Source organism: Yoonia sp. 67-2 (assembly GCF_035117555.1).
Taxonomy (GTDB): domain Bacteria; phylum Pseudomonadota; class Alphaproteobacteria; order Rhodobacterales; family Rhodobacteraceae; genus Yoonia.
The window spans coordinates 206,568-231,947 of sequence record NZ_JAYKPK010000007.1 but is presented as its reverse complement, the minus strand read 5'-3'; the positions used below and the strand labels follow the sequence as shown (position 1 = coordinate 231,947).

At 60.0% G+C, this 25,380-nt stretch carries 23 protein-coding genes and 3 pseudogenes; 17 read left to right on the top strand and 9 right to left on the bottom strand.

Features of this window, described 5'->3' with window-relative positions:
• Positions 1-78: 78 nt before the first annotated feature.
• The 4 genes and pseudogenes from VOY09_RS13150 to VOY09_RS13135 all read right to left on the bottom strand — a co-directional run.
• Positions 79-234, bottom strand: a pseudogene (locus VOY09_RS13150) (hypothetical protein); the annotation flags it as partial.
• The gene (locus VOY09_RS13145; protein ID WP_322894152.1) at positions 216-464 is read right to left on the bottom strand and encodes an ATP-binding cassette domain-containing protein; all 249 of its coding nucleotides are present in this window, start codon (positions 462-464) and stop codon (positions 216-218) included. The pseudogene VOY09_RS13150 and the gene VOY09_RS13145, both read right to left, overlap by 19 nt.
• Positions 461-1,507, bottom strand: coding sequence for a FecCD family ABC transporter permease (locus VOY09_RS13140; RefSeq protein WP_322894153.1), 1,047 nt, complete (start codon positions 1,505-1,507; stop codon positions 461-463). The genes VOY09_RS13145 and VOY09_RS13140 overlap by 4 nt, the downstream gene beginning before the upstream one ends.
• Complete coding sequence (locus VOY09_RS13135) at positions 1,504-2,514, bottom strand: ABC transporter substrate-binding protein (RefSeq protein ID WP_322894154.1); 1,011 nt, start codon at positions 2,512-2,514, stop codon at positions 1,504-1,506. The genes VOY09_RS13140 and VOY09_RS13135 overlap by 4 nt, the downstream gene beginning before the upstream one ends.
• Before the next feature lie 763 nt (positions 2,515-3,277).
• Here VOY09_RS13135 and VOY09_RS13130 point away from each other — a divergent pair.
• The gene (locus tag VOY09_RS13130) at positions 3,278-3,778 is read left to right on the top strand and encodes a ferritin-like domain-containing protein (RefSeq protein ID WP_322894344.1); all 501 of its coding nucleotides are present in this window, start codon (positions 3,278-3,280) and stop codon (positions 3,776-3,778) included.
• A 593-nt stretch (positions 3,779-4,371) separates the two neighbouring features.
• Here the strand turns inward: VOY09_RS13130 and VOY09_RS13125 are convergent.
• The 4 genes from VOY09_RS13125 to VOY09_RS13110 all read right to left on the bottom strand — a co-directional run bounded on the left by VOY09_RS13125 (position 4,372) and on the right by VOY09_RS13110 (position 7,071).
• A complete protein-coding gene (locus VOY09_RS13125) occupies positions 4,372-4,725 on the bottom strand; it encodes a hypothetical protein (protein ID WP_322894155.1) in 354 nt (117 codons plus the stop codon).
• A gap of 98 nt (positions 4,726-4,823) precedes the next feature.
• Entirely contained in the window at positions 4,824-6,113 is a 1,290-nt protein-coding gene (locus tag VOY09_RS13120) for an ATP-binding protein (protein ID WP_322894156.1), read from the bottom strand.
• Positions 6,110-6,778, bottom strand: a complete 669-nt coding sequence (locus VOY09_RS13115) for a response regulator transcription factor (RefSeq protein WP_322894157.1) — start codon at positions 6,776-6,778, stop codon at positions 6,110-6,112. The genes VOY09_RS13120 and VOY09_RS13115 overlap by 4 nt, the downstream gene beginning before the upstream one ends.
• Positions 6,775-7,071 carry a Cys/Met metabolism pyridoxal-phosphate-dependent enzyme gene (locus VOY09_RS13110; RefSeq protein WP_322894158.1) on the bottom strand — a complete coding sequence of 99 codons (297 nt, stop codon included), beginning with the start codon at positions 7,069-7,071 and terminating at the stop codon, positions 6,775-6,777. Before VOY09_RS13110 ends, VOY09_RS13115 begins: the two co-directional genes overlap by 4 nt.
• A 120-nt stretch (positions 7,072-7,191) precedes the next feature.
• On the opposite strand from VOY09_RS13110, the gene VOY09_RS13105 reads away from it, so the two are divergent.
• Positions 7,192-8,031 (top strand): prevent-host-death protein, encoded by an 840-nt coding sequence (locus VOY09_RS13105; RefSeq protein ID WP_322894159.1) that lies wholly within the window; start codon positions 7,192-7,194, stop codon positions 8,029-8,031.
• Between the two features lie 59 nt (positions 8,032-8,090).
• On the opposite strand, the gene VOY09_RS13100 is transcribed toward VOY09_RS13105, so the two are convergent.
• Positions 8,091-8,216, bottom strand: coding sequence for a hypothetical protein (locus VOY09_RS13100; protein ID WP_322894160.1), 126 nt, complete (start codon positions 8,214-8,216; stop codon positions 8,091-8,093).
• Between the two features lie 44 nt (positions 8,217-8,260).
• Between VOY09_RS13100 and VOY09_RS13095 the strand changes: the two are divergent.
• From VOY09_RS13095 to VOY09_RS13025, 15 genes and pseudogenes are all read left to right on the top strand, one after another.
• A pseudogene (locus VOY09_RS13095) lies at positions 8,261-8,386 on the top strand (IS3 family transposase); the annotation flags it as partial.
• 42 nt (positions 8,387-8,428) lie between these two features.
• A pseudogene (locus VOY09_RS13090) lies at positions 8,429-8,593 on the top strand (IS481 family transposase); the annotation flags it as partial.
• A gap of 179 nt (positions 8,594-8,772) precedes the next feature.
• Entirely contained in the window at positions 8,773-9,444 is a 672-nt protein-coding gene (locus VOY09_RS13085; RefSeq protein WP_322894161.1) for a response regulator transcription factor, read from the top strand.
• Between the two features lie 136 nt (positions 9,445-9,580).
• Complete coding sequence (locus VOY09_RS13080; RefSeq protein WP_322894162.1) at positions 9,581-10,900, top strand: nucleotide sugar dehydrogenase; 1,320 nt, start codon at positions 9,581-9,583, stop codon at positions 10,898-10,900.
• A gap of 1 nt (position 10,901) precedes the next feature.
• Positions 10,902-12,365 (top strand): glycosyltransferase, encoded by a 1,464-nt coding sequence (locus VOY09_RS13075; RefSeq protein WP_322894163.1) that lies wholly within the window; start codon positions 10,902-10,904, stop codon positions 12,363-12,365.
• A 21-nt stretch (positions 12,366-12,386) separates the two neighbouring features.
• Entirely contained in the window at positions 12,387-13,466 is a 1,080-nt protein-coding gene (locus VOY09_RS13070; protein WP_322894164.1) for a hypothetical protein, read from the top strand.
• Positions 13,467-13,469: 3 nt separating this feature from the next.
• Complete coding sequence (locus VOY09_RS13065) at positions 13,470-14,885, top strand: mannose-1-phosphate guanylyltransferase/mannose-6-phosphate isomerase (RefSeq protein ID WP_322894165.1); 1,416 nt, start codon at positions 13,470-13,472, stop codon at positions 14,883-14,885.
• The gene (locus tag VOY09_RS13060; RefSeq protein WP_322894166.1) at positions 14,878-16,359 is read left to right on the top strand and encodes a NosD domain-containing protein; all 1,482 of its coding nucleotides are present in this window, start codon (positions 14,878-14,880) and stop codon (positions 16,357-16,359) included. Before VOY09_RS13065 ends, VOY09_RS13060 begins: the two co-directional genes overlap by 8 nt.
• Complete coding sequence (locus tag VOY09_RS13055; protein ID WP_322894167.1) at positions 16,359-17,780, top strand: MBOAT family O-acyltransferase; 1,422 nt, start codon at positions 16,359-16,361, stop codon at positions 17,778-17,780. Before VOY09_RS13060 ends, VOY09_RS13055 begins: the two co-directional genes overlap by 1 nt.
• An 8-nt stretch (positions 17,781-17,788) precedes the next feature.
• On the top strand, positions 17,789-18,859 hold the full coding sequence (locus tag VOY09_RS13050) for an alginate O-acetyltransferase AlgX-related protein (RefSeq protein ID WP_322894168.1): 1,071 nt from the start codon (positions 17,789-17,791) through the stop codon (positions 18,857-18,859).
• Complete coding sequence (locus VOY09_RS13045) at positions 18,856-19,611, top strand: hypothetical protein (protein ID WP_322894169.1); 756 nt, start codon at positions 18,856-18,858, stop codon at positions 19,609-19,611. The genes VOY09_RS13050 and VOY09_RS13045 overlap by 4 nt, the downstream gene beginning before the upstream one ends.
• On the top strand, positions 19,608-20,897 hold the full coding sequence (locus VOY09_RS13040) for an alginate O-acetyltransferase AlgX-related protein (RefSeq protein ID WP_322894170.1): 1,290 nt from the start codon (positions 19,608-19,610) through the stop codon (positions 20,895-20,897). The genes VOY09_RS13045 and VOY09_RS13040 overlap by 4 nt, the downstream gene beginning before the upstream one ends.
• Before the next feature lie 20 nt (positions 20,898-20,917).
• Entirely contained in the window at positions 20,918-21,541 is a 624-nt protein-coding gene (locus VOY09_RS13035; RefSeq protein WP_322894171.1) for an alginate O-acetyltransferase AlgF, read from the top strand.
• A 19-nt stretch (positions 21,542-21,560) separates the two neighbouring features.
• Positions 21,561-24,308: a hypothetical protein gene (locus tag VOY09_RS13030; protein WP_322894172.1), complete on the top strand. Its 2,748-nt coding sequence runs from the start codon at positions 21,561-21,563 to the stop codon at positions 24,306-24,308.
• On the top strand, positions 24,305-25,339 hold the full coding sequence (locus tag VOY09_RS13025) for an alginate lyase family protein (protein WP_322894173.1): 1,035 nt from the start codon (positions 24,305-24,307) through the stop codon (positions 25,337-25,339). The genes VOY09_RS13030 and VOY09_RS13025 overlap by 4 nt, the downstream gene beginning before the upstream one ends.
• Positions 25,340-25,380 lie beyond the last annotated feature (41 nt).

The following is a 25,380-nucleotide window of genomic DNA, read 5'->3' as shown; positions in this document are numbered from 1 at the left end:
AGAGCGCGACCAAGGCGAGCCAGCCACCCCAGATCAGCAGCCGCATGCGCGGGGTGCGATAGGTCCAGACTTGGGAAACGGCAGGATCAATGTGCCCGGTTCCGGCACCGCTGCGTCAGCGGCAGCCCGACCGATGACTGGATGAAATGTGAGCCGCGCTGTTGTGCCGATCAGTTCCTTTAACTCGGACGCGGATCCGATACCGGGCACCTGTATCAGGATGCGGTTCTCACCTGCCGGGACAATGCGCGACGCGGCACCTGCGCGATGTCCCGGTCATTGATCTCCACCCGCCCCGATTGTGGTTTTCGCAGCCCCGCCAACAGCCGCAGCAGCGACGACTTGCCCGAACCGTTGGGACCGATCAGGCCCAGAGTTTCGCCCGGTGCTGCGGTCAGGGACACGTCTGACAGGATGGCCTTGCGCTTGACGCCCCAGTGCAGGTTTTCCGCGACGATGCTCATGCCTGCGGCCTTGCGCGGTAGAGGATGATGGCAAAGAAGGGCACGCCCACCAGAGCCGTGACGACCCCGATCGGAACCTTCTGCTGCGTCGCGATCACCCGTGACAAGATGTCGGCGGTCACCATGAAGACCGCGCCCATCACGGCGCAGGCAGGCATCAACCGTAGGTGCATCGGTCCGACGAGGTAGCGCGCGGCGTGGGGAACGACCAGGCCGACGAACCCGATGGCGCCCACCATGCTGACTATCGTCGCTGTCATCAGAGCCGTAACCGCGAACAGCAACAGGCGGATGCGCGCGACCGGCACGCCGAGGGCTGCTGCGTCCTCGTCCCCGAAGGTGAAGGCATCCAGCGACCTTGCCATCAGGATGCAGATCGTGAGGCCCAGGCAGACAACGACCAGAAGAAGCTGGAAGTCGGGCCAGCGCACGCCGCCGAAACTCCCCAGAAGCCAGAACATGACATTGCGTGCCTGTTCGGCGTTACCTGAAGTGGTTACGATATAAGAGGTCAGCGCGTTGAACAGTTGCGAGGCGGCGACGCCGGCCAGGATCGTATGGTTCGGGCCGCTCGTCGCCCCGTTGCTCAGCAGCGCCACCAGACCGAAGGCGGAGAAGGCCCCTGCAAAGGCCCCGACCGACAGCGACAGGCTGCCTGCGCCGACACCGAGAATGATCACGCAGACCGCCCCGGTCGAGGCACCAGCCGACACGCCAAGGACGAACGGTTCGGCCAACGCGTTGCGCAGCAGCGCCTGCAGGATCGCCCCGCAAAGCGCCAGGCCAGCCCCCGCAAGTGCTGCAACCAGCGCACGGCTGAGCCGCAGATCCCAGACAACGCTTTCCTCGATCGGCGGAAGCGTGGCGTTGGTCAGGCCCAAGCCGTTGGTGATCGCCAGAAAGACGGTCCCCAACCCGATCGTGTAGTCGCCGATGGCAGTCGCCACCGCGATGGCGCAAGCCAGCACAACGGCAGAGACAAGTGTCAGAAGCGCAAGCCGCACCATGCTGCCTTCGCTACCGTCGGGGGCGCTTGCGGTCATTGCGACAGGTCGATCGCCTCAAGCTGCTCGGCGACCTCCTCGGCCCCATATATTGTCTGGATGCTGGCATTCGTAGCGGCGCCAGGCATCACGACGATGCGACCTTTCGAGACCGCCTCCATCTGGCTGACAATTGGATCGGATTGCAGGAACGCGATCTTATTCTCGGCCGTGTCGAGGGTCCAGCGCTCGCGGTCCACCTGCGCCGCGACGATAACTGTCGGGTCCGACGCCATGATGCCCTCCCATCCGAGTGTCGGCCATTCGGATTCGGCCTTGATAGCGTTCGAGCCGCCAAGAAGGTCCGCGATATAGCTCGACGGACCGTTGCCTCCGGCCAGATAGGCATCGTCTTGCGGCGACGGGCTGGAGAACCAGAACAGGAAGGTCAGGTCCTCGCGATCCTCGAACCGGTCGCGCAGGGCCGCCTCGCGCGCTTTGAGATCCTCGATCACGGCCTCACCGCGATCCGCGACATCGAAGATCCGGGATAGATCCTCGATCTCCTTATAGAGCTGATCCATGGACCAGAGATCAGCGCGCGCGCCGTAGATATCACCGGAAACCTCGGTGACAGAGCACGCGCTCGGCGACAGATAGGTGGGAATGTCCAGTGCTTGGAAATCCTCGCGCTTTGCGACCTTGCTGTCCGGTCCCAGAAGCGTGACAAGCATTGCGGCGACAAAGTCAGGCTGCTTCGACAGCACCGACTCAAGGGTCGGAAACTCGACGGTCAGCAATTCCACCTGGGCGTTCGAGTCTGCAAGTTCAGGCAGCACCTCGTTCGGCCAGAAGGCGGTGGCCGCCATCCGATCCTCCAGGCCCAGCATCAGCATGATCTCGGCGCTGTTCTGGCCAAGGGCCACGGCGTTCTGCGGGGCGTGATCGAAGGTGACGGTCTGGCCGCAGTTCTCGATCGTCAGGGGATAGGTCGTGTCCGCGTAGAGGGGTGCGCCAAAAAGCGCCAGCACAGCAGTTCCAAGAGCAAGGGTTGACTTGAGTGGCATGTGGGAGTCCCATTTCTGAGTAATTTAGTCAGGATCCGGCTAATACCGAACCGCCAAAACATCAACAGTGTTTTTGTCAGGAAAAATGGCGAGAGGCGACGCCTCCGGCAAGGCATCGGCTCTGCCGATTGCGTGCCACTAAGACTGAACGGTAAATTTACGGCATGCGACCACGCCGCACTTAATAAACCCGACCGGCGGCTTTGGACCGATACTACTCTGTAGGCCGAAAAGAGATCGGCTTGCCTACATGGCTTTCAGCGATTGACCGTAAATTTTCTAAGCCACCGACTGCGTCCTCAATAGCCTTCCTGAGTTTTTGATCGTGGCCTGGGCAGAATTTCCCACCCTTTGTTTTCTCCCCGCAACCGCAGACGCAATCGTATTCAGCCATGCTTTTTTATCAGTGCTAGTTCGTGCTTGAGTATGCTTATTCAGATCACATGAGGCAACGGCTGCTTTTGGGTTTCGGCACTTTAGCACCTGACCATCTCTGAACGTCCAGAAGGGGCCGTCTGCAGCCACTTTGGGCAATGACCCCGACCGACACTCAGTAATGCTGCATGACCGCTTTGAGCCCTTACGCTTCTTATTTACGCGTCACCAAAATATGGCAGAGCGGTCTTCACGGCAAGCGGCGGACATTCTCTCGCTGGTCCAGACTAGGCTGCCAATGCGGCGGAATACAGTTTAGCCCGACCGACCAAAGGAACTTTCCTTGGTGCTGACCGTTGTGGAATTAACCGGAACAAAGGAGACCGATATGGTCATGAACTCGCTCAAAGACGTTTACCTCGACCAACTTCAGGACATCTGGAGCGCTAACACGCAGTGCCTGCCCGTTGTGACCGAACTCGGCCGCGCGGCCAAACACAAGGACTTGTCCGAAGCCCTGATCGCCGGCGGCAACGGTATTGCCGATGGGATCGCCGAAATAGAAAAGCTGTGCAACGACCACGGCATTAAGCCTAACGCGGAACATTGCAAGGGTATGGAAGGCCTTGTGAAGGAAGCTCGCGCACATGGCTTGTCTGATGAGATCACTGACGCTGACGTGCGCGACGCCGCCATCATCCCGCAATACCAGCGCATGGTGCATTACGCATTAGCGGGCTATGGCACGCTGGCCGCCTTTGCAAATCGCCTCGGTTTGGACAGTGACGCGGCAATTTTGAAGAAATGCCTTGATCAGACCTATGACGGCGACCGCCGCATGACCGAGATCGCCACCAAGGGTGGGGTGAACAGGGACGCCGTCTCCTGAACCATTTCCGCAACCGGCGAACTGGGCCGCCCAATATATCGGGCGGCCCTCCATAATATAGATATTCGTCGAGCGGCAATCTATCAAAAGCTACTGACATCTTAAGCGACCTTTTAGACACGTGTCATGATCTCAACCGCTGTCTGGCATCTTTCGAGCCCCCCTATACAGAAGGGTTCAGCCGTGTGACCGCACTATCAAAACTTAACTTTTCCGGCGGGGCATATCGATTTGTCCTGAAGGGAAAGCAGCAATGTGTGCAAAGAACAGAGGAAGTACTGAGGACCTCGCCGTCGTCGGGATCGACATCGGGAATGATATGATTTGTGATCCGCTTGGATTTCGCCGCATCTCGCATCCCACCACCCGGCACGATTTCTCGCGGGTCCATTGGCAGGCTGCCACGCGGTATCATCCTGCTGAAGGCGGCAACAGTCGCTGAAATACTGCATCGATACCCGCTGGGCGGGGTGATCAACGGACGGTCTTGGACCGACCTTGGGTATGGCCTCGGCGTCATGAGTGGCCGCGTGGGTGTCGCTGGGCGCGCAATCGGGCAGTCTGGCGCCGGCCCGTCCTGCGTAAACACCGTCTCAATGCCAGAATACCCGCCAATTCCCCTGCCAGTTCAATGTAGTGCCCGTTCGGCGCGTCTGTCTCCGGGATCGTCCCGATCTCGGAGACAGTCCGCGCAGCGCTTCTGTCACCTCGGTCTTGAGACCTGGATCCTGCAGTGCTGCCGACAGATTGCGGATCTTCATCCGGTAGACCTCCGACAGGCTTGGATGCAGCCGCAGGGCAGTTGGCTTAGGGCTTTGTGCGAGATAGGCGGTTAACTTGCGCTTCTCGCCTTCAAGTTCCGCGATCCGGTCCTTCATACTTGGCTGATACATCCCGTCTTCGATTGCTGCCATGATGCTGCTGATCTTCTTGTCGACCTGCCGCAAGGTCGCGGCAGGCCTTCTCACGCGCGGCATAAGCACCGGGGGCTTCCGAGTCGAAGCTGCCCAGCCGACTTGGTTGATACGGTCGCAAAATCTCTTAACTATCGTCCCGGCAAGTCCAGGGTCACCACCAGACCGCCCCTTGGACCATCATCAAGCCGCAGTGATCCACGATAAAGTCTGACAAGATCCGACACAATCGCCAACCCCAGCCCCGACCCGGGCTGACTTTCGTCGAGCCGTGCGCCCCGGTGCAGGAGGGCGGCGCGCCGGTCGGGGGGTATGCCAGGGCCGTCATCGCAGATCAGTAGGATGATTCTGCCATCTGGCCCGGCCTTGGCCAGCAGGCTGACGCTTTGGTTCGCCCAGTTGAGCGCGTTTTCCAGCAGATTGCCCAGCATCTCGGTCAGGTCTTCAGGCTCACCGGCAAAGATAAGATCATTGCCCGGGTCCAGCGATAGCGCGATACCGCGCCTTGCCGCATCGGGAGAAAGCACAAGCGCCAGATCCGCGACCACATCGGCAATCGGCACAGAATCGGTCAGCATCCGCCCGGACCCCGCCGCCCCCGCGCGCCGCAGATGCCAGCGGATCGACCTGTCCATCTGCTCCAGCATCGGGCGTTGGTTCGGCGTGGCGGTATTGGTCAGGGCGGCCAAGGGTGTTTTCAGCGCATGGGCCAGATTGCCCGCATGCGTGCGCGCGCGGGACACTGTTTCGCGGTTGGCCTCGATCAACCCGTTCAGTTCTTCCACCAATGGGCGCAATTCGCTGACGCCGGGGTCCGGCAGGCTCGTTGTCACACCACGGCGCAGGCGTTCCAGATTGCGGCGCAAATGGTCCAGCTTGCGCAGGCCGAGCACTGATGCGCCCAGACCGGCAGCCACCAGCGCTGCCCCTAATCCTGCCAGCGCCAGCGCCAATGGCCTGATCACCGCATCGCGCTCCGCGTCGACAACTTGCAAGGGCGCAGTGACCGTGACCCGCAACGGGTCCGACAGGCCCGGCGCGGTGAAAGTCCGGCGATAGGCCAAGAGTTCCGCGCCCTGCGGACCGAATATGCGCCTGTCGGCTTCGGTCATCATACCTGTAACCAAGGATGCGGCACTGGCCTGAACCTCGCCTGATTGGGTGGTCACGGTCCAATACCAGCCGGAATAAGGCGCATCAAAGCGTGGATCGGCGGGCCTTGGCGAGACCGTGAACATGCCGGTTTCATCATATTCCGAAGCGGCCATCACGCCAAGCGCCATCGCATCAAGTTCGGCCAGCACGCGTCTTTCGATGAAATCGCCCAGCAAGGCTGCGATCCACCACCAGGCCACCAGCAAGGCCGCCGCCGTCAGCCCGGCCGACAGCACCAGCAGCCGCGCGCGGATAGACCCCATCATTTTTCAGAACCCGCGGGCAGCAGATAACCTTCGCCACGGCGGGTTTCGATCCTGTCCATGCCGATCTTGCGGCGAATCCGGCCGATCACCACCTCGAGCGAGCGGAAATCGCGGTCGGCGGCATGATCATACATATGATCCGACAATTCTGTCCGGCTGACGATCCGGCCTTTGTGCAGGATCAGATAGGCCAGCAACCGGTTTTCAAAGGCGGTCAGTCGGACCGGCATACCCGCTTGGGTGATCTGGCCGCTGCTGGTGTCGAGATCCAGATCACCGGCGGTGACAATGGCGCTGGCATGGCCTGCCGCGCGGCGGATCAGGGTCTGCAGCCGCAGCACCACCTCATCCATGCGAAAGGGTTTGACGACGTAATCATCCGCACCAGCACGGAACCCGCGCACTTTATCGGCCCATTCATCGCGGGCGGTCAGGATCAGCACGGGGATCGTGACACCACTGGCGCGCCAGCGCGTAAGGACCTCGACCCCGTCAAGGCCGGGCAGGCCAAGGTCAAGCACGGCGGCATCGTAGGTTTCGGTCGATCCGAGAAATTCGCCATCTTCCCCGTCATGGGCGGTGTCGACGATCATGCCCGCAGCGCGCAAAGCCTCTGCGATCTGGGCGCAAAGTGTCGGATCGTCTTCGGTGACGAGGATCTTCATGGCAATATCCATGCCTCGGACAGACCGACACCGCGCACGTCGATGAACCGGCACCCCGGCCCGGTCAGCGTGATCCGCAGCACATTCTGCGACGGGGTCAGCCAGCGCAATTCAACCATCCCGTCATCCTGTTCAATCGACAAAGGTTCCCCCCTGAACCGCGTGGCTGCGCAGACCAGCGCACCATCAGGCGTGTCAGCGCTAATACGATCGGCAGCAGGCGGATTCTGGGCCGATGACAAGGTGCCGCAAAGGCCAAGCACCGCGCTGAGCATGATGAATCGATAAAGCATAGGATCAGCATAGGCTTTTGCACCCTAATGAAAACCAAACAACGGATTGCGGTGCTGTTTGGCCCAATTATGCGAAATGATTCTCCATCGACACATCAATCGATATTGAAAGGATACAAAATGACGATCTCAAACTTCCGCGCATTGACCTTTGGCATCGCTCTGGCGCTGCCTGTTGCCGCCTTTGCCCAGAACCAGAACCTCACCGGGACGGTCGGTGCAATCTTTGACAACCAGTTTACCGTGACCACCACCGAAGGTCAGGTGCTTGTCACAGCGACCGAGGGCGCTGACCTGCCGCAGGCGGGACAGAACGTCCGGCTGACCGGTACGCAGGATGGCAACAGCTTTGCCGCCACCGGTATTGAAACTGTGGCCGCAGGCGCAGCGACGCCGCCCGCGAACACTGCCCCGGTCACCGGCCGGGCTGCCGAGTTCGGCTTTGTCCAGACGCTGGCACAGGTGGATGAGGACGATGATGAATTCTTCGGCCAATTGCCTGACGGCACCTGGATCGCCGTCGAATATGACGATAACCGTATCGAGGATATCAAGGTCAGCGAAGGCATGGCCATTCCGGACGCAGTTCTGGACAATCTGCTGCCAGCATCGGTGCGCAACAATGCGCGGCTGACCGCATTGGCCCGGATCACCGAGATCGAACTTGATTCTGATGGCGATACCGAGGTCGGTGGGTTCGACGCAGACGGCATGCAGGTTGAACTGGAGTTCGACCAGACGGGCGAGCTGGAAGAGATCAAGATGGGGCGCGACAGCCGCCGGTCCCCGACACTGGACACCGCGACAGCCCGGCTGACCGAGGAAGGTTATACTGATCTGGGTTGGGCAAACCGGGCCGGACGGCATATCGAGGTGATTGCCCGCAATCCATTTGATGAAATGGTGCTGGTCCGGCTGGATGAAGACGGTCGGGTTTCGCGAGAGCGCGCGCTACGCTAAACATATCAGCAACGTAGGTAGGTAACCATCTGCCGAAGGCCGTTGCCGCGCTATATTGATCAGAGGCTTCTCAGTATGGCTTTTGGTTTGCGCGGCTTCGGGGCCGGTTTTTTGGCGCGGCGCTCGAAGTTGTCGAGGATGCGGTCGATCTCTGCCTTATCGGGATCGAATTGTGCCAATACCATTTCAGCATCCTGTCATGTTCTTCGTGCGGCCCTGACGGCGGTTGTGGGAAACCCGACGGAAAGCCGAGATGGCGGCCTTTGAACACATCAATGGCTTTTACAACTCGCGCCGCGGACGCTCAGCATTGGGTTGGAAAAGACCGGTCGCTTTCAAACGGAAGGTGGCTTAAACGAGCACTTGGACCGGTACAAATACGCGACAGGTCCAAAGCTTGCGGGCGCATGTCGCTGACTTCATTGCAGTTCACAACTTCGCTTGCAGGCTCAAGACCCTTGGTGGGTTCACACCCAACGAATATATCTGCAAGATCTGGACACCTGAGCCAGACAGATTCATCCTAAATCCGATCCATCAGGTGCTGGCGCTAAATACCTAGGTATTTTCCGGTGCTAGCCAGCCAATCATCCCCAAGCATAGTCTAATCCGTGTTCCAGTCCTGGGGCTTTGATGATCAAAAGCAGTGTAGTTTCACTTGTCTTTGTGTTGGCCATTATTCTGATTCTACGTTTTTATATTTGTTTTTTTAATTGGGGTTTAAGAGTAATGATGATTGATATGACTGCTGATATCTGTGGTGATCTGGACGAGAAAAATCTTGCGGATATACAGAGAAAAATATTCGTGATGGACGCCAATCCGATCCTTGCGTCGGGTATTGCATCTGCTCTCGCCTCGTCCGAACATTTGTCGTCGTTTGTTGTCTCAATTCATCCGACCGTGGACTACGACGTAATAGATTGCGGGACATCAGATATTCTGATTCTGGATCCGACACAGCTGTTGCAGAAGACAAAATCTTCGCAGCGCTGTTTCCAGGACGTCGCCAAAGCAACGTCGCTGATCGGCTATTGCTCTGATATATCGACAGAAGATTTGAGTGGTTTCAGGGCCGATGGATTCCGGGCGGTACTGCCGAAATTCGTCTTTGGCGAAGAGCTGGTGCGCATCGTCTGTGCCGTAGCTTTTGGCGGCGAATATTTCCACGAATCCTATCAGGACAGTCGCAGTTTTGCCAAAGAGGCGTATCGGGATGTTGATTTGACCGATCGCGAAATTGCTGTTTTGCGTAATCTCGCCATGGGCGTATCGATCAAGCAGATCGCGGCCATTCTGGAAATAAGCGCCAAAACGGTCGACACCTACAAGGCCCGTGCGAATCGCAAGCTGAACCTGTCTTCGCGCGCCGACATCGTGCAGTTTGCCATCCGGTCGGGCTGGATGAACTGACGTTGTGGCATTTCCTATTTTCCTGACAAGAGCTCTGGATTTACTGACAGAGTTACACATTTTACGGACGGGTCATCCCGGTGTTTTATCAATATCTAACCAGTGATAGTTTAAATGTTTACAAATTGGAAAACTCTTGGCCCATATCTCTGTTTTTGGAATCGGCTATGTCGGTGTGGTTTCTGCGGCCTGTCTGGCGCGCGACGGACATAAGGTCTGGGCGGTCGATATCGTGCCGGACCGCGTCGATGTGATCAACTCGGGTCGTTCGCCCATTGTCGAAAATGGGCTCGATCCGCTGATCGCCGATGCGGTGTCCCAGGGTCTTCTGACCGCCACTTTGGATGCGGAGGCCGCGATTGCCGCGACCGAGGCGAGTTTTGTCTGCGTCGGCACGCCAAGCAATGCGGACGGATCGGTTGGTCTGGATCATGTGATCTCGGTCTGTGGCATCATCGGGCGGGCGATTGCGAAAAAGCAGGGCTATCATTCGGTGATCATCCGCTCGACCATCGTGCCGGGCACGATGGAGACGACCTGCATCCCGGCGCTGGAAGCGGCTTCTGGCCTGCGCGCCGGTGTGGATTTCGGTGTGGGTTATTACCCTGAATTCCTGCGCGAAAGCACGGCGATTGAGGATTACGACAATCCCGGCCTGATCGTCTTTGGCGCTTTGGACAAACCCACCTTTGGCATTCTGAATGCGCTGAACAAGAACATGCCCTGTGCCATTCACGAGGTTGATCTGCGCACCGCCGAGATGGTGAAATATACCTCCAACACCTGGCGCGCGGTCAAGGTCAGCTTTGCCAATGAGATCGGCAATATTGCCAAGGCCTGTGGGCTTGACGGGCAATTGGTGATGAAGCTTTTGTGCTCTGACATCAAGGTGAATATCTCCGCCCATTTCATGCGCCCCGGTTTTGCCTTTGGTGGGTCCTGCCTGCCCAAGGATGTGCGCGCTTTGCAGCAGCTTGCCAAAGACCGTGATGTCGCAGCGCCGCTGTTGGGTGCGGTTTTATCCGCGAATGATGCGCAGATTGACCGCGCCGTGCAGATGGTCGCGCAAAGCGGGATGAAATCGGTGGGGCTGGTCGGTATCAGCTTTAAACCCGGCACCGATGATCTGCGCGAAAGCCCGCTGGCAGAGCTTGCTGCGCGGCTGATCACCGATGGTCATGATGTGCAGGTCTATGACCCCAATGTCAGCCTTGGCTATGCTCAGGATCTGGACAGTGTCGGACGCGGCAATGATGTGGTGCCGGATCTGCGCGACCGGATGGTGCCGAGCATTGATGCGTTGATCGCCGGTGCTGATATCCTGATCGTGGGCAATAATTACGACGAGGCGCTGCTGCCTTTGCGCCAGGCCGCGACGGATCAGCCGATGATTGATCTGTCGCGCATTCAGCGCGGCCTGACCTCGGCTGGCAGCTATCAGGGCATTTGCTGGTAACATGCAGGTTCTGGGTCATCTTCTTTACTTGCTGGTCTTGGGCGTGCTGGTGTTCAGCCTGCCCAAGGACGGGCTGGCCGGTGCCGAAGGGGCTGTGCTGGTCTTAGGTATTGTCGGCACCTGGCGTTATTCCTGGGCGGCGATCAATTTGATCCGGGCGGGGATCTATCAACTTTGGGCCTATCCACGGCTGCGGCGCAGCGCAGAGGTGGCTTACGCGGATCGCGCGACAGCTGCCCATGCCTATTTTCTGGTGACGAGCTATATGATCGAGCCGGATGTCACCCGGCGGGTCTATCATTCGATCTTTGCCGCGGCTGCGGCTTCGGCTGGTGGTGCGACTATCGTCGCCTCTGTCGTCGATGGTGCTGATCTGCGGTTGATCCGGTCGGTGCATGCGCTGATGCGGATGGATATGCGTAATGTGCGGCTGGTCATCGATCAAGTGCCCGGCACCGGCAAACGCGATGCTTTGGCCAAGTCGTTGCGGATCATCACCGGACAGGCCCCGACCTGGCGCGATATCGTGATCTTTGTGGATGGTGACAGCTGCGTGCCGGTTGATATTGTCGCCCGCGCCGCGCCGTTTTTCTGTGACCCATCTGTCGGCGCCCTGACCACCGATGAAAGCGTCGAGATTGTCGACACCCCGGCCTTTCGCGATTGGTTCGCGCTGCGTTTTACCCAGCGGCAGATGATGATGTCCTCGATGGGGCTGGGTCGCCGCGTGCTGACGCTGACCGGGCGGATGTCGGTATTCCGCGCCGATCTTGCGACCGATGCGGCGTTCATCCGGCAGGTGCAAAGCGATTATCTGGACCATTGGCGGCTGGGCCGGGTCAATTTCCTGACCGGCGATGACAAATCGACATGGTTCTGGTTGCTCAAGAACGGCTACCAGATGCTCTATCTGCCTGATGTGCAGACCGTGTCGATGGAGCGCCAGCCTTTGCCGGGGTTCACCGCCAGCGCGGTGACGCTGATGGTGCGCTGGTTTGGCAATATGATGCGGACCAATGGCCGCGCCTTGGCACTGCCTGGGTCGCTGATCGGCGGCTTTACATGGTGGTCCGTGCTGGATCAGCGGGTTTCGGTCTGGACCACGCTGGCGGGGCCTTTGGGCGTGATCCTGACGGCGATTTTCGTCAATCCGCTGATCCTGCCTGCCTATCTGGCCTGGGTCATGGCGACCCGCTATGTTTTCTGCGCTTTGCTGTCCTTGTTCCGTGGTGGCAGTTTTCCGATCAGCTATCCGTTTTTGCTGTATTTCGGGCAGATCGTCGGGGCTGGCGTCAAAAGCTTCGTGATGTTCCGCCTCGACCGGCAACGCTGGACCCGGCAGGGCAGCGGATCTTTTGCACGGCCTGCCGCTATGCGGCTGAGCGGCTTTATTTCTTCCTATGTCCACATTCTGTCACTCGGCTGGCTGACGCTGGCGGTGTCATGGATGACGGGCCTGATTTGACCTGAACCTGAAAGACATCCCATGGATCCTGTGATCACCACCAAAGCAAGCCGTGCGCCTGCCACTCTGCAAGCGGGCAATGATCACCCGGTCGTGCAGCTGCCCTTTATCGCCTTGATCGACGGACGGCAGTTCCGTGGCCATGGCCTGTCACTGGTCGCGGCCTATGTCGCGGGACTGATGGACCCTGCCGTTCTTGGCGCGACACGGATCGTGCGGCTGATGTTCCAGTTTGATGGCTTTGCCGTGACATTGGTCGTCGATGCCAAGGTGCAGGAAACCGCCCATGGTTCGGGCGAGGCTGAATTGATCTTCACCCAGCCCAGCGGCGCGCATCTGCCGCAGCTGCGCCATATCCTGAATGCCTATATCGCAGGTGATCTGGTCGCCTTGGGTCAGACCATCGGGGTGGCTGGCACAACGGCACCCAAGGCGCCGCAGCAGACCCGCAGCGCCAGGACCCGGCTGTCCTTGCGCCGCGTTGTCGGCGGCATGGGCCTTGCCTTGCTGTCTTTGGCCTTGGTCGCGATTGCCGGATCGCTGGTCTATCAACGCGCTTTCGTCACCTTGGTGCCGAGCCTGGGCAGCGTTGTCTCAACCGGTGAAACATTGCGCGCTACAACCACGGGTCAGGTCGTCTTTGTCAATCTGGACGCGGGGCAGGGCGATGTGGTTGTGGCGATCCAAGCTGCATCGGGTGAAGTGCAAAGCCTGCTCATGCCTTGCGATTGCACCGCCGTCACGCAGGGGTTGCGCGAAGGATCGACCGTTCTGATTGGCGAAACCATCATGCAATTGGTTTCGGCCAGTGACCAATGGGTCGTTGCGGCGACATTGGATCCGCAGATGCTGTTTGCACTCGCAGGGGCGGACCGGATTCTGTTGACCTATCCTGATGGGCAGACATCAGATGCGACAGCCGACCCGCAGCCGCTGTTTCAAGGTGCAGCGCAGACCATCATCCTGCGCCCCATCACCCCGCTGACCGAAGGCCAAGCCGGTGCGCCGGTGCAATTGCGCCTGCTGCGCGACGCGAGCGGCCTGGCTGTCTGGGCGGAAAACATCCGTGACCGTTTCCTAGTGACCTTTGAAGGGGCCTGAACCATGGCACATATTTCTCCTCTTATCCTGTGCGGTGGCATGGGGGCGCGGCTTTGGCCGATGTCACGGATTGACCAGCCCAAACAGTTTCAGCCAACCGCGGGCAAAGGCAGTCTGACCTATTTCCAGACGACGGTGCAGCGCCACCGCAGCGATATCTTTGCCGAGCCGATCATCGTGACCAATGCCTCGCAGGCCGAGCTGGTCAGCCAGCAACTTAATGAGATCCAGTCACCCGGCCGGATCATCAGCGAACCGATGGGCCGCAATACCGGCCCCGCCGTGCTGTCGGCGGCCATCATCGCCATGGCGCAGGATCCCGATGCGATCCTGCTGGTGCTGCCGTCGGACCATATCATCGTTGGCGATCTGAACCGCACGATCGCAAATATGCAAGAGGCCGCGAATGCGGGCCGGATCATCACCTTTGGCGTGACACCTGCCTATGCCGAAACCGGCTATGGCTATATCATCGATGGCGGTCAGGTTGCAGGCTATGACGGTCTGCATCAGGTCGCGAGCTTTATCGAAAAGCCGCCCTTGGACCTTGCCGAAGCTTTGATCGCCTCAGGCCATGCTTATTGGGCCTCCGGCATCAGCCTATTTCGGGCCGATGTGATCTGCGCGGAGTTCCAGCGGCTTGACCCCGTGACTTTCGCGGCTGTCAGCGCCGCCATCGCTGCGGGCCAATCCACCCCGACAGGGATCGTGCTGAACGCTGCCGATTTCGCCCATGCCCGCGATGAGCCGACCGAACGCGCGATTTTCGAACATAGCGACAAGATCGCTCTGGCGCCGATGGATCTGGGCTGGGACGATATCGGTGCCTGGGCTGCGGTCTATGACGTCAATCCGAAATCCACCGAGGGCAATGTCATCACTGGCGATGTCATTGCGCTTGATACGACCAATGCGCTGATCCATGGCGATGACCGTCTGGTCGTGGTCATCGGGCTGAACGACGTGATCGTCGTCGATACCAAAGATGCCGTTCTGGTGACCGACCGCAAGAATGCGCAAAAGGTCAAACAGGTTGTCGAACAGCTGAAACGGGATGGCCGTGCCGAGGTGGTCAGCCATACCTATCGCAAGAAAGCCTGGGGTGGGATCGAGGCGCTGGCGGCTGATCCGGACCACCGGCTGGATATGCTGACGCTGCTGCCCGGCTCGACCATGAAAATCAATGGCCATGGTTTGGGTGCAAGCTTTTTGTCGGTGATCGCAGGACAGGCCAGCTATCTTGAGGGCAGCAAGGACAATGACAGGATCCTTGCCTTGGGCTCGATGCTGACCATCGACAAGAATACCGAAATCAGTCTGACCAATACGGCCGCCTGCGATCTGCATGCTTATCTATTGTCGACCGGCCCGGTCAGCCCCGCTGCGGTGCAAAGCCAACAGGCTGCTGGCCGTGCTTAAAAGGCTGATCGTTCTTTGGGTCGTGCTTTGCGTCCCGCTATCGGTGCAATCACAACCGATGGATTATGCGGCGCGCGCACAGATGGCGGCGGCGGTGGCGGATCTGTCTGCGGCGCAGATGCCGCAGACACGGGCGGATGCAGCTGCCGCCGTACTCGATCAGATCGGGATGGGTTGGCCTGACCTGCCGCTGCATGACGTCGCGGCGACCGAGTTTGTCCGCACAGCGGATGCCGTCATCGAGATGGTCGATATTCGGTTGATCCTGGCGCAGATTGCCGTGCAATCGGGCGCGCGCGATCATGTCTTGCTGACCCAAGCGCAGGGCGCTGGCCCGCACGATGTGATCCTGCTGCGCGGTGGTTTTGTCGGTCTGGCCGATCTTTTCGCCCTGTCGCGCGACACGCTGGCAGCAGATGTGGTGATCGCGACTGATGCGGGGCTGGTGCTGACCCGGCCTTTGGCGATCTGGTCCGATGCCGGGTTACAGCTTGGGCCCGAGGATCGGCTGACATTAGCCCGCGATCAGGGCAGTTTCATCGTCAATCTGGGGCGACTTGATGTCATCGGCGGCACCGTGACCGGCAGCGCTGCGCCAAACCTTGCCGCGCCGGACTACCGGCCATTCATGCTGACGGCAGGACAGGGAAGCTTGACCGCCATTGACGCGGCCTTTGCCCATCTGGGCTTTGGTGCTGTGCCAAGCTTTGGCGGTGTCGCTGTCGTCAACAGCGGGCTGGGTGCGGCGCAATCGGCATCTTTCATCGTGCAAAGCCAGTTTTCCGATGTCACCAGCCTTGCCCTGATCGGCACCTCTGGCGGCAGTGTTTTGGGCAATCAGATCACCGGTGCCACCGGCCCGGCGATTTCTATCGCAGGCGCGCGGCAAAGCATCGTGGCGAAGAACATTTTGTCGCAACTCTCCGGGCCGCAAGGGATCCGTGTCAGCGCGAATGCCTCTGACGTGCAGATCATTGGCAATAGTATCGCAGGCCAGCCTCATATCGGGATGCTGATCGATGGTGGCAGCGACACAATCCGCATCAGCGGCAATCTGCTTTTGGGCGCATCCAGCACCGGGCTTGCTGTCGATGACGTCTCCTGTTTGCTAGTCGCGGATAATCTGATTGCCGCCAACGGCGGGGCCGGTGTCAGCCTGCGCAAGATCGACGCGGCCGATCTGCGCGGCAATGCGATCCTGTTCAACGCTGGCGCTGGGCTGATGTTGCGTGACCAGAGCATGACGGCGCAGGTGCAGGTCATGGATAATGCCATGATCGGCAATCGTGAAGGTCTGCGCGGTGCCACACCGGGCGCACCGTTTATCGCGGGCAATGATCTGCAAGGGCAGATGCCGCGCGTCTTTACCGGCGATCTGTCTGGCCAGATGTTGCCGTGGCTGCGCGCGCAGGCTGCAGCACAGCCCGTTGTGGCCGCGCGGCCTGTCGCCTGCATGATGGCGGAGCAAATCTGATGGTCTTTTCCTCTGAAACCTTTTTGTTTTTGTTCCTGCCCTTGTTTCTGGTGGTTTATTACCTGACGCCGATGCGGTTCCGGTCAGTGACGATCCTGATCGGGTCCTATGCGTTTTATGGCTGGTGGCGGCTTGATTTTCTGGGGCTTTTGTTCCTGACCACGCTCTGGACCTATGTTTTTGGCCGCCGCATCGGTGCCGCACAAAGCGCTGGGGCCGCGAAAGCCTATCTGATCGTCGGCTTGCTCGGCTGTCTGGGCGTGCTGGGCGTGTTCAAATATCTGAACTTTTTCATCGACAGCTTGGCCGCTCTTTGGGGCACAGACCCCGCGGGCATGGGCGTGCATTGGCGGCTGATCCTGCCGATCGGCGTGTCGTTCTATGTGTTTCAGGCGGTCAGTTATCTGGTTGATGTCTATCGCAAAGATGCCGAGGCGACTGCGCGGTTCTTTGATTTTGCCGCTTTCATCGCGCTTTTCCCGCAATTGATCGCGGGGCCGATCCTGCGGTTCAAGGATCTGACCGGGCAATTTGCCTATCGTGTGCATTCGGTCGATCTGTTTTTGCAAGGCATGACGATCTTTCTGATCGGCCTCGCGAAAAAGGTGCTGCTGGCCGATACTGTGGCCCCTTTGGCCAACCTGGCGTTTGAGACGCCGGATCCGACGCTGGCGCTCGCCTGGGTCGGGGCGGCGGCCTATATGATCCAGCTTTATTTTGATTTCTCGGGCTATAGCGATATGGCCATCGGGCTTGGGCTGATGATGGGGTTTCACTTCATCGCCAATTTCGACACGCCCTATATCAGCCGGTCAATCACCGAATTCTGGCGACGCTGGCATATCAGCCTGTCGGTCTGGCTGCGCGATTATCTTTACATCCCGTTGGGCGGCAACCGCAAAGGCGTGGTGCGCACCTATGTCAATCTGATGCTGGTGATGCTGTTGGGCGGGCTGTGGCACGGGGCCAATTGGACCTTTGTGATCTGGGGGCTTTGGCACGGCACATGGCTGGCACTGGAACGGGCGACCGGACGCGACAAAGGTGCTGATCTTCCCGCGCTGGCCAGTACCTTGCTGATCGTGCTGCTGGGCTGGGTCATGTTCCGCGCTGCCTCGGTCGGTGCGGCCTGGGATGTTTATGCCGGGATGCTGGGGTTGAACGGGGTCGCGCTGACGCCGCAGGTGGCGATGGCGATGACCAGTGAAAGCCTTGTGTTCCTGATCCTCGGGATCTTTGTTGCGGCTGTAGAGCCTTGGTTGAACCGCGGTGCCGCCTTGCATCTGCGCCCCGATCCGTCTGGCGATCTGAGCGTGCTGAATGCCGCCGTGCCTTCGGTGCTGATGCTGGGGCTGGGTGGCTTTGCCATCATGAAACTGGCCGAACAGAGCTTTTCCCCTTTCCTTTATTTCCAGTTCTAGGTGTTAAGATGAATGTGTTTTTCCAAGCGACCCGGCTGACCCTGCCTTTGGCGTTTTTCGGCTATGCGCTGTTTGCGAATGTGACGCTGCTGGCCTCTGATGGCAAAGCGCCGGTTTTGCCGGATGCGGGCTTGCTGTCCGGCGGGCTGACGCGTGATCTGGACGCGCTCTATAAAAAAGACCTGCCGCATATGGGCCTGTCGTCTAGCCTGATCGGGGCTGCCCGCTATGCCCTGCTGGGCGAGGCGCGGCAGGGCGCGATTGTCGGCCAGAACGGCTGGCTTTTCACGGCTGAAGAATTGCGCGATGCGCCGTCTGCGGCTCAGATGGCCGATGTGATCGCCACGATTGTGCAGGCCCAGAGCCAGATTACGGATATTGGCAGCGATCTGGTGATCATCCCCTTGCCTGCCAAGATGGATATCGCCCGCGCGCAGGCCCCCGATCCGCAGGCGGCAGAGGCGTTGGCGCAGCTTTACCGTGATTTCACGACGCAGCTTGCGGCGCTGGATCTGACTTTCGTCGATGCGCGCAGCGCGATGCAGGATGCCGCAGAGCCGGTGTTTTTCAGCACTGACACGCATTGGACACCGCAGGGTGCCGGATTGGTGGCGCAGGCGGTGCGCGATCAGGGCAGCATCGGCTTGGGTGATCTGACCTATGATCAGACCGAGTCTGTCGATCAGGCGCTGACCGGCGATCTGATCAGCTTTGTGACGAGCCCCGCATTGGCCCCACGGATCGGGCTGTCTGCCGAGACGGTCAGCATTGCCGTGCAAATTCCCAGCGAAACCATCGTCGATATTTTCGGTGCCGGCGACACCGATATCGTGCTGGTCGGCACCAGCTATAGCGCGAACGAAGACTGGGGCTTTGCCGATGCGCTGATGGCCGCACTTGGCCGCGACGTGATCAATATGGCGCAGCAAGGTCTGGGGCCTGTGCAACCGATGCAGGATTATCTGGCAAGCGCGGATTTTCAAAACACGCCACCGGCGCTGGTGATCTGGGAGATCCCGATCCGTTACCTGACCGATCCCGCACTTTGGCCCGCCGCAGCGGAAGGGATGGCACCATGATCCGGAGCTTGCCGATCACGGCGCTGTTCATCACCCTCGCTACAGCGCCTTTGGCGCATCAGGCACGCTTGCCGCTTGCCCACGAAAACGTGGCACTGCAGGTGGATTTCGTATTCGACAATGCCGTGCGCCAAACCAATGACCTGCCCAGTGCTGCCTTGCGCGTCTTGCGGCGGCGGATGATCGCGGGGGAAAGCCTGCGCTTTGTTGATCTGCGCGCGCTGGCCGATGCGGGCGATGGGCTGGCCGCCTTCCGCCTTGCCCGGGTGATGGAGGACAGCACGATCCCCGACACCACCGGGACCAAGGCGCATTATTACGCCATCGCCGCCTATACCGGGCGGGATTTTGCAGTGCCGTCGCTGGCCAAATTGCTGGTCGCCGAAGGCGCGAGTTATAGCGCCGCAAGACTGACACATAGCCTGAACGCGATGACCGTGCAGGCGCTGAGCGGCAATGGCATTGCGGCCACCTTGCTGGGGCAGATGTATGCTGACGGCGTGCCTTTCGGGCAGGATCTGGTGCAGGCGCAGTATTTTTTGGCAATGGCCGACGGTGGCGGCAGTCCGCAGGCGGCCTTGCAATTGGGGATCGCCCTGATGGCCGACGACGCTGACATCGCCGCCGACCATGCCGGTGCGCGCGCGGCACTGACGCTGGCCGCTGGCGGCACCGACCTGTCGGTGCGTGTCACGGCAGAGAACCTTTTGCGGCTGATCGCTGCCACACCAAACCCGGAGCTGACCGAATGAAAACCTGTCTCGCAGGGCTTGCCCTGATCCTTGCCGCCAGCGCCGCACAGGCCGATCCATCCGCCTATGGCTGTTACGGGTTGGAAACCGCTGCGGTCCTGCCTTCGGTCGAAGGGCAGGACGGCGTCTTTTACCGGGTGCTGGCTGATCTGCGCCTGCGCCACCCGATGGAGGATGCGGTGGTGCAGCAGATGAGCGCTTTGTCCGCAGCACTGGCCAGCCGTGGCACGACGCTGATCTATGTTACCGTGCCGACCAAAAGCCAGGCGATGCCGCAATTCCTGCCTGCCTCGGCCAGTGATTATGCCTTTGACAGCAAAACGGCAACTTTGGTCTATGACGATATCGTCGGGCGCTTGTCCGCAGCCGGTGTGTTGGCCCCGGATATTCTGACCGCGCTTGCGGCAACGGCTGATGGACGCCCGTTCTTTGCCGCCGATTTCCATTGGACCGCCGCAGGTGCCAGACAGGCGGCAGAGGTCATCGGTGATCTGATCAAGGCACAACCGGCCTATGCGGATCTGAGCGTCGCGGAATACCGCACCACCGAAGGTGCGCCGACGACAGCCTTTTCCACCATGCGCCGCAGCCTGCAAAGTTTCTGCACAAAGGCGCTGCCGGCAGTCATCGACACGATGCGCCAAACCGAAGTCGTCGAAAGCGCTGGCCTAGGATTGGCGGATATCTTTGCCGGCGACGGTGATGTGGTGCCGGTTGTGCTGGTTGGCACATCCTTTTCGGATACGCCGCTGAGCAATTTTGCAGGGTTTCTGTCAGAGTTTTCCGGCCTTGATGTGGTCAATTATGCGGTCACCGGCGGCAATCAGTTCGGCGCGATCACGTCTTATCTGACCTCGCGCGATTTCGCGGAAAATCCGCCGCGTTTCCTGATCTGGGAAAATCCAATCTATAACAATCTGGCGCAATATGGTCCTGACCCGTTGGAGGAGCTGATCGCGGCCGCAGGCAGCGATTGCGCGCAGCCGCTGACCATCACTGCGCGACAGGATGACAGCCTGACCGTCGATCTGACCGGGATCGATATTGCGCGGGCCGCCGTGATCCGCGCCGATCTGGGCAGCGCCGGACCCCGGCAGGCCGCCTTTACCCTGACCACTGGTGCCGGTTTCACCCGCAGCGCGGTGATCGAACGCAGTGACCGGATGCTGGCCTCGGGCCTGTTTTACAAACCGCTCGGCAGTATCTGGCACCCCGATCTGACCACAGTGACCGTGACCTTTGACCGCCCGGTCACCGATGATGCCAGCCTGACGCTGTGCCAATAACCTTAAAAGGACGATATGATATGTTGAATATTTCACGAAATCTGACCCTGACCTTGGCGCTTTGCGCCGCGCCTGTCTTTGCGCAGGATGGTCAGCTTTATGAGACACCTTCCGACCCCGATGCATCTTTCGTGCGCATCGTGTCGCCCGGTGACACGCTCGCCGTGGTTGCGACCAATACATTTGACGCGGTGCAAGGCGGGGTGACCCCCTATGTCACCATGCCAGCCGGGATGGTGACGGTCAGCGTCGGCGATCTGGCGGGCAAGGAAGAGATCCTTGCCGCCAGTTTCTATACTTTCATCACTGGCACCGATGGCGCGCTGCATATGGTGAAAGACACGATCAGCAACAGCCCGGCGAAGGCCGATCTGGTGATCTACAACCTGTCGGATCTGCCGCAGATCGACCTTTATGTCCCCAGTGTCGATGCGGTCGCCTTGGCCGGGATCACGCAGAACACATCGCATGACGTGACGTTGAAAGCACCGCTGACGCTGGATTTCGAGATCCGCGACGGCGCAAGCACGCTGGCCACATTGCCCGCCATCGCGATGCAGCGCCGGGCTGGCGTCACGGTCGTCTTCAGCGGTGCGGATGGTGATTACACCGCCTTCAGCACCGAAAATCTTTACATCAACTAAGTCACGAAAGGGCTGTCCCATGAAGATCAAACGTACCGGGGCTGGCCTGATCGGGGCTTTTGCCATGCTTGCAACCCCGCCTGCCGGTCTGAGCGCGCAATCGCTGTCCCTGAACTTTGCCCCGCCTGACATGGTCGTCGCGCCGGTCTGTGTGCCGCGCGCGCCCGATGCCGATATCGTTGCGGACTGGGGCAGCTGGGACGGGATCACGCTGCCGGACCGCAATATCGACATGATCAACCGCGACATGCGGCGGCTGGCGGAACTGGATGCATTGCGCTGGGACGACACGATCACATCCGTGATTGCCAAATTGCCGCTGCTGTCACCCAGCTATACCGAGGACCATGTGGCCCTTGCGCGGATCGAACATATGATCATGCTGGGACAGGTGCAGCAGTTGAAATCGCTGGGGCTGGTGCAGGATCTGCTTGATCGTGGCGACGCCAATTCCCCGCGCATGCAAAACGCGCTGGCCGGTTATCTGACCGAAGGCATCGGCATTGACCGTGACGTGGTGCTTGGCGAGGAAATGCTGGTCAATGCTGGCTATGGCGGCAATGCCGATGCTTTGCTGATCTTGTCGCAACTGACCCAACAGGGTCAGGCACCGGCAGGCTGGAACATCAGCCCGGAATTGGCGGTGACCATGGCTTTCGGTTCGCTTGTCGGGCAGATCGACCCTTTGATCTGTGACCGGATCGCGCGGATCGCGCGCGAATTTTCCAATGGTGGCGTGGTTGCCGTCGATCATGATCTGGCGGTGCGCTGGTACCGCTTGGCCGCTGATCTGGGGGATCCGATTGCCGCATGGCGGGTGGCGGAATATCAATTGCGGTCTGAAGAGATCACCAAGGACAATGCAATCCTCCTCACCTATCTGACCAAGGCCGCGGATGGCGGCTTGCCCTATGCGCAGGTCGCCCTTGGCCGGGTCTATGAAGCCGGTGCGCTGGTTGCGGCGGACCCTGATAAAGCCCTGACGCTTTATCAGGCTGCCGCTGACAGCGGTGACCGTGCCGGGCTGGTCCGGCTGTCTGGATTTCTGGAAACCCATCAGTCGCAGGACAGCGAAGATCAAACTGCCTTTCTGGCAACCTTGGATGCTTTGGCCGCAATCGAAAGCCCACCAGACTGGGTCTATTCGAAACTGGCCGGGTCAATCCTACAAGAGCAGGGGCTTTGGGCTGGTCAGGATGCGGCGCAGGCTTTGCTCGAACAAGGTGCCGCCCTGCATGACCCGGTGTCAATCGTGATGCTGGCGCGCATGCGTTTCGGCACGATGTCGGATCAGGCGGATTTCTACAATATCGTCGATGATCTGGCCTATGCGGTCACCACCCTTGGCGAGGTGGCGCCCGCTGCCGAGTTACAGGCGGCCTTTCTGTGCAAGGCGCCAATGGCGCCGCTGTTCGAGGACGTGGCCTATTGGGCCGGGGTTGAAGCCGCGATCGGATCATCTTCGCTCGCTTTCACCGATACAGCACTTGCGCAACTGGCGGATGATCCTGACCCGATGGCGATGGCGACCTTGCAGACCCAAGCACTTTATGGGCGGGCGACGCCGTTGGCCAATCTGCTCGATGTCATGGACCGCGCCGGGGCACCCGACTCCGAACAGGCGTTCTGGCAAAATTATGCGGACGGCCTGCCCAATGTCGCGTCAGCCCGTGCTGCGCTGGCCTTGGATCAAGCGACCAATCCGGGTGCGCGCGCGGACGCCTTGGATCTATTCCGCGCGGCCGTGGCTGCCGGTGACAAGACCGCGCCGCTGAAACTGGCCAAGGCCTTGCTCAGCGATCCCGGCGAAGCGGCGCTGGCCGAGGCGGCGGTGTTGCTGCGCGATCTCGCCCAGACCGGCAATGGGGAAGCCATGGCGTTACTGCCGGTCGCGGATCCGCAAGAATTTCCGGATCTGCGCGCGGTCTATAGCGGTTTTGCCGAGCAGATCGCTGCACGCGGTGATTTCATGGCGCTGATGCTGGCGATGCCATTCCTGCCAGATGCGGCGGGCCGCGATCTTTACTATAATCGTGCCATCACGGCGATGACCTGCACTTTTCCCGAGGCTTTGGCCTTGGGCAATGTCCTTGGCACGGCTGGGGATCTTGACGCCGCGACCCGCTGGTTTGCCATAGCCGATCATCTGGCGGGCGATGTCGCCTGGCAGATCATCCAATTGGGCGATGCGCATCGCGCGATTTTCGGTGCTGCCGGGGATGAAGCCGCCTTGGCCTATTTCGACAAAGCCTTTGACCTTGGCAGCCGCACCGCTGTCTTGCGCCTGCTGCGGATGCAGACCGACCCCGACCAGCCAAACGCCGATCAGGGTGAGATCGCATCGCTTTACGCGTCTTTGATCGCCCGCAGTTCGGCATCGGAAGTGCCCGATATTCTTGCCACTTTGGCCAGTGGCGACAGCGCCCTGCGTCTGGCGGTCGAGGTGCAGATCGATCTGCCCGCTCTCTATCGCGACGGCGCCGAAGCCGGTGATCCGGTGGCGATGCGCGAACATGCCCGCCGCCTGCGGACCAGTGCGGTCAGCGTTGCGGATCTGGATGCGGCCACGCTCTGGCTGATCCGGGCGGCCGAAGCGAATGACGTGCCCGCGATGGTGATGCTGGCGCAGGCCTATGCGGTGGGCGTCGGCGTGCCGGTCTCGCTGGATGATGCGCGCGGCTGGCTGCAAAAGGCCGCCGATGCGGGTGATCCGACAGCGGGCGATATGGTCAAATTATTCGAAATTGAAGCAGAGGCGACCCAATGATAAAACTCCTTTCCGCCGTTCTGGCCAGCAGTGTCGCAACCGGGGTCATGGCACAGGATGATGCGCCCGCGTCCTTCACCTGCCCGGTGATGCCGGATCCGGTGATCGGGCTGGATCATGGCAGCCGCTATATCGACGATGACAAAAGCCGGTCATCTTTCGATGATGCATCCAATGACGATGTGAATGCGCAGCTTGAACCGATTGACGCCTTCATCACGGCGCTGGTGGGCGCGGCGAATATGGCCCTGACCGATGACATCAACCGTGCTGCCGCTGGCGCCTGTGTGATCGATGGTTTGGCAAGCTGGGCCGAGGCGGATGCTTTGCGTGAACTGGCCACGATGAATGCGCAACTGGCGGTGCCATCACGGATTGCCGGACTTGCCTTTGCTTATGGACAGGTCAGACCGCTGCAAGAGGCATCAGACCAGACTGCGCTGATCGACAATTGGCTGGCGCGCCGTGCCAGCGCGACGATGGATTACTTTGACACCGACGCCCCACCAAATGCGAGCCGCAACAATCTGCGGGCCTGGGCCGCGCTGGGCGTTGCCCGGGTCGGGTTGATTATCGATGATGCGCCAATGCAGGATTGGGCGGCAAGCTCGGTCCGTCTGGTCGCCTGTCAGGCCGCCGATGACGGCAGCCTGCCGCTGGAAATGGCACGCGAACATCTGGCGCTGCATTATCAGATCCATGCCGTGGCCCCTTTGGTGGTCACCGCAGCGTTGTTGCCCGATCAGGACCTGTTCCGCGCCTGCGATATGGCGGTCCATCGCAGTGTCGATTTCGTGGTCAAGGCTTTCGCCGATCCGACCCTGGCCGAAGAAGTAGCCGGTCATCCGCAAACCTATTTCGATGGGTCAGAGGAATTGCGCGGTTTTGAACTGGCCTGGGCGGTTCCCTATTTGACGCTGTTTTATGCACCCGACCTCAAAGAGCTGGTCAAGGACCTTGGCACATTGGGCTCTTCCAAACTCGGCGGGCGGCAGGACCTGCTCTGGGTCCCGGTGACTGAACCGGCCTAAGGTCAGTAGACATTCATTTCAGTAGTTCAGCATGTTTCACC

Excerpts from the sequence above, each read along its gene's own strand:
- VOY09_RS13145 (WP_322894152.1), bottom strand. The coding sequence starts at position 464 with ATGAGCATCGTCGCGGAAAACCTGCACTGGGGCGTCAAGCGCAAGGCC.
- VOY09_RS13140 (WP_322894153.1), bottom strand. The coding sequence starts at position 1,507 with ATGACCGCAAGCGCCCCCGACGGTAGCGAAGGCAGCATGGTGCGGCTT.
- VOY09_RS13135 (WP_322894154.1), bottom strand. The coding sequence starts at position 2,514 with ATGCCACTCAAGTCAACCCTTGCTCTTGGAACTGCTGTGCTGGCGCTT.
- VOY09_RS13130 (WP_322894344.1), top strand. The coding sequence starts at position 3,278 with ATGGTCATGAACTCGCTCAAAGACGTTTACCTCGACCAACTTCAGGAC.
- VOY09_RS13120 (WP_322894156.1), bottom strand. The coding sequence starts at position 6,113 with ATGATGGGGTCTATCCGCGCGCGGCTGCTGGTGCTGTCGGCCGGGCTG.
- VOY09_RS13115 (WP_322894157.1), bottom strand. The coding sequence starts at position 6,778 with ATGAAGATCCTCGTCACCGAAGACGATCCGACACTTTGCGCCCAGATC.
- VOY09_RS13110 (WP_322894158.1), bottom strand. The coding sequence starts at position 7,071 with ATGCTTTATCGATTCATCATGCTCAGCGCGGTGCTTGGCCTTTGCGGC.
- VOY09_RS13105 (WP_322894159.1), top strand. The coding sequence starts at position 7,192 with ATGACGATCTCAAACTTCCGCGCATTGACCTTTGGCATCGCTCTGGCG.
- VOY09_RS13100 (WP_322894160.1), bottom strand. The coding sequence starts at position 8,216 with ATGGTATTGGCACAATTCGATCCCGATAAGGCAGAGATCGACCGCATC.
- VOY09_RS13085 (WP_322894161.1), top strand. The coding sequence starts at position 8,773 with ATGACTGCTGATATCTGTGGTGATCTGGACGAGAAAAATCTTGCGGAT.
- VOY09_RS13075 (WP_322894163.1), top strand. The coding sequence starts at position 10,902 with ATGCAGGTTCTGGGTCATCTTCTTTACTTGCTGGTCTTGGGCGTGCTG.
- VOY09_RS13070 (WP_322894164.1), top strand. The coding sequence starts at position 12,387 with ATGGATCCTGTGATCACCACCAAAGCAAGCCGTGCGCCTGCCACTCTG.
- VOY09_RS13065 (WP_322894165.1), top strand. The coding sequence starts at position 13,470 with ATGGCACATATTTCTCCTCTTATCCTGTGCGGTGGCATGGGGGCGCGG.
- VOY09_RS13055 (WP_322894167.1), top strand. The coding sequence starts at position 16,359 with ATGGTCTTTTCCTCTGAAACCTTTTTGTTTTTGTTCCTGCCCTTGTTT.
- VOY09_RS13050 (WP_322894168.1), top strand. The coding sequence starts at position 17,789 with ATGAATGTGTTTTTCCAAGCGACCCGGCTGACCCTGCCTTTGGCGTTT.
- VOY09_RS13045 (WP_322894169.1), top strand. The coding sequence starts at position 18,856 with ATGATCCGGAGCTTGCCGATCACGGCGCTGTTCATCACCCTCGCTACA.
- VOY09_RS13040 (WP_322894170.1), top strand. The coding sequence starts at position 19,608 with ATGAAAACCTGTCTCGCAGGGCTTGCCCTGATCCTTGCCGCCAGCGCC.
- VOY09_RS13035 (WP_322894171.1), top strand. The coding sequence starts at position 20,918 with ATGTTGAATATTTCACGAAATCTGACCCTGACCTTGGCGCTTTGCGCC.
- VOY09_RS13030 (WP_322894172.1), top strand. The coding sequence starts at position 21,561 with ATGAAGATCAAACGTACCGGGGCTGGCCTGATCGGGGCTTTTGCCATG.
- VOY09_RS13025 (WP_322894173.1), top strand. The coding sequence starts at position 24,305 with ATGATAAAACTCCTTTCCGCCGTTCTGGCCAGCAGTGTCGCAACCGGG.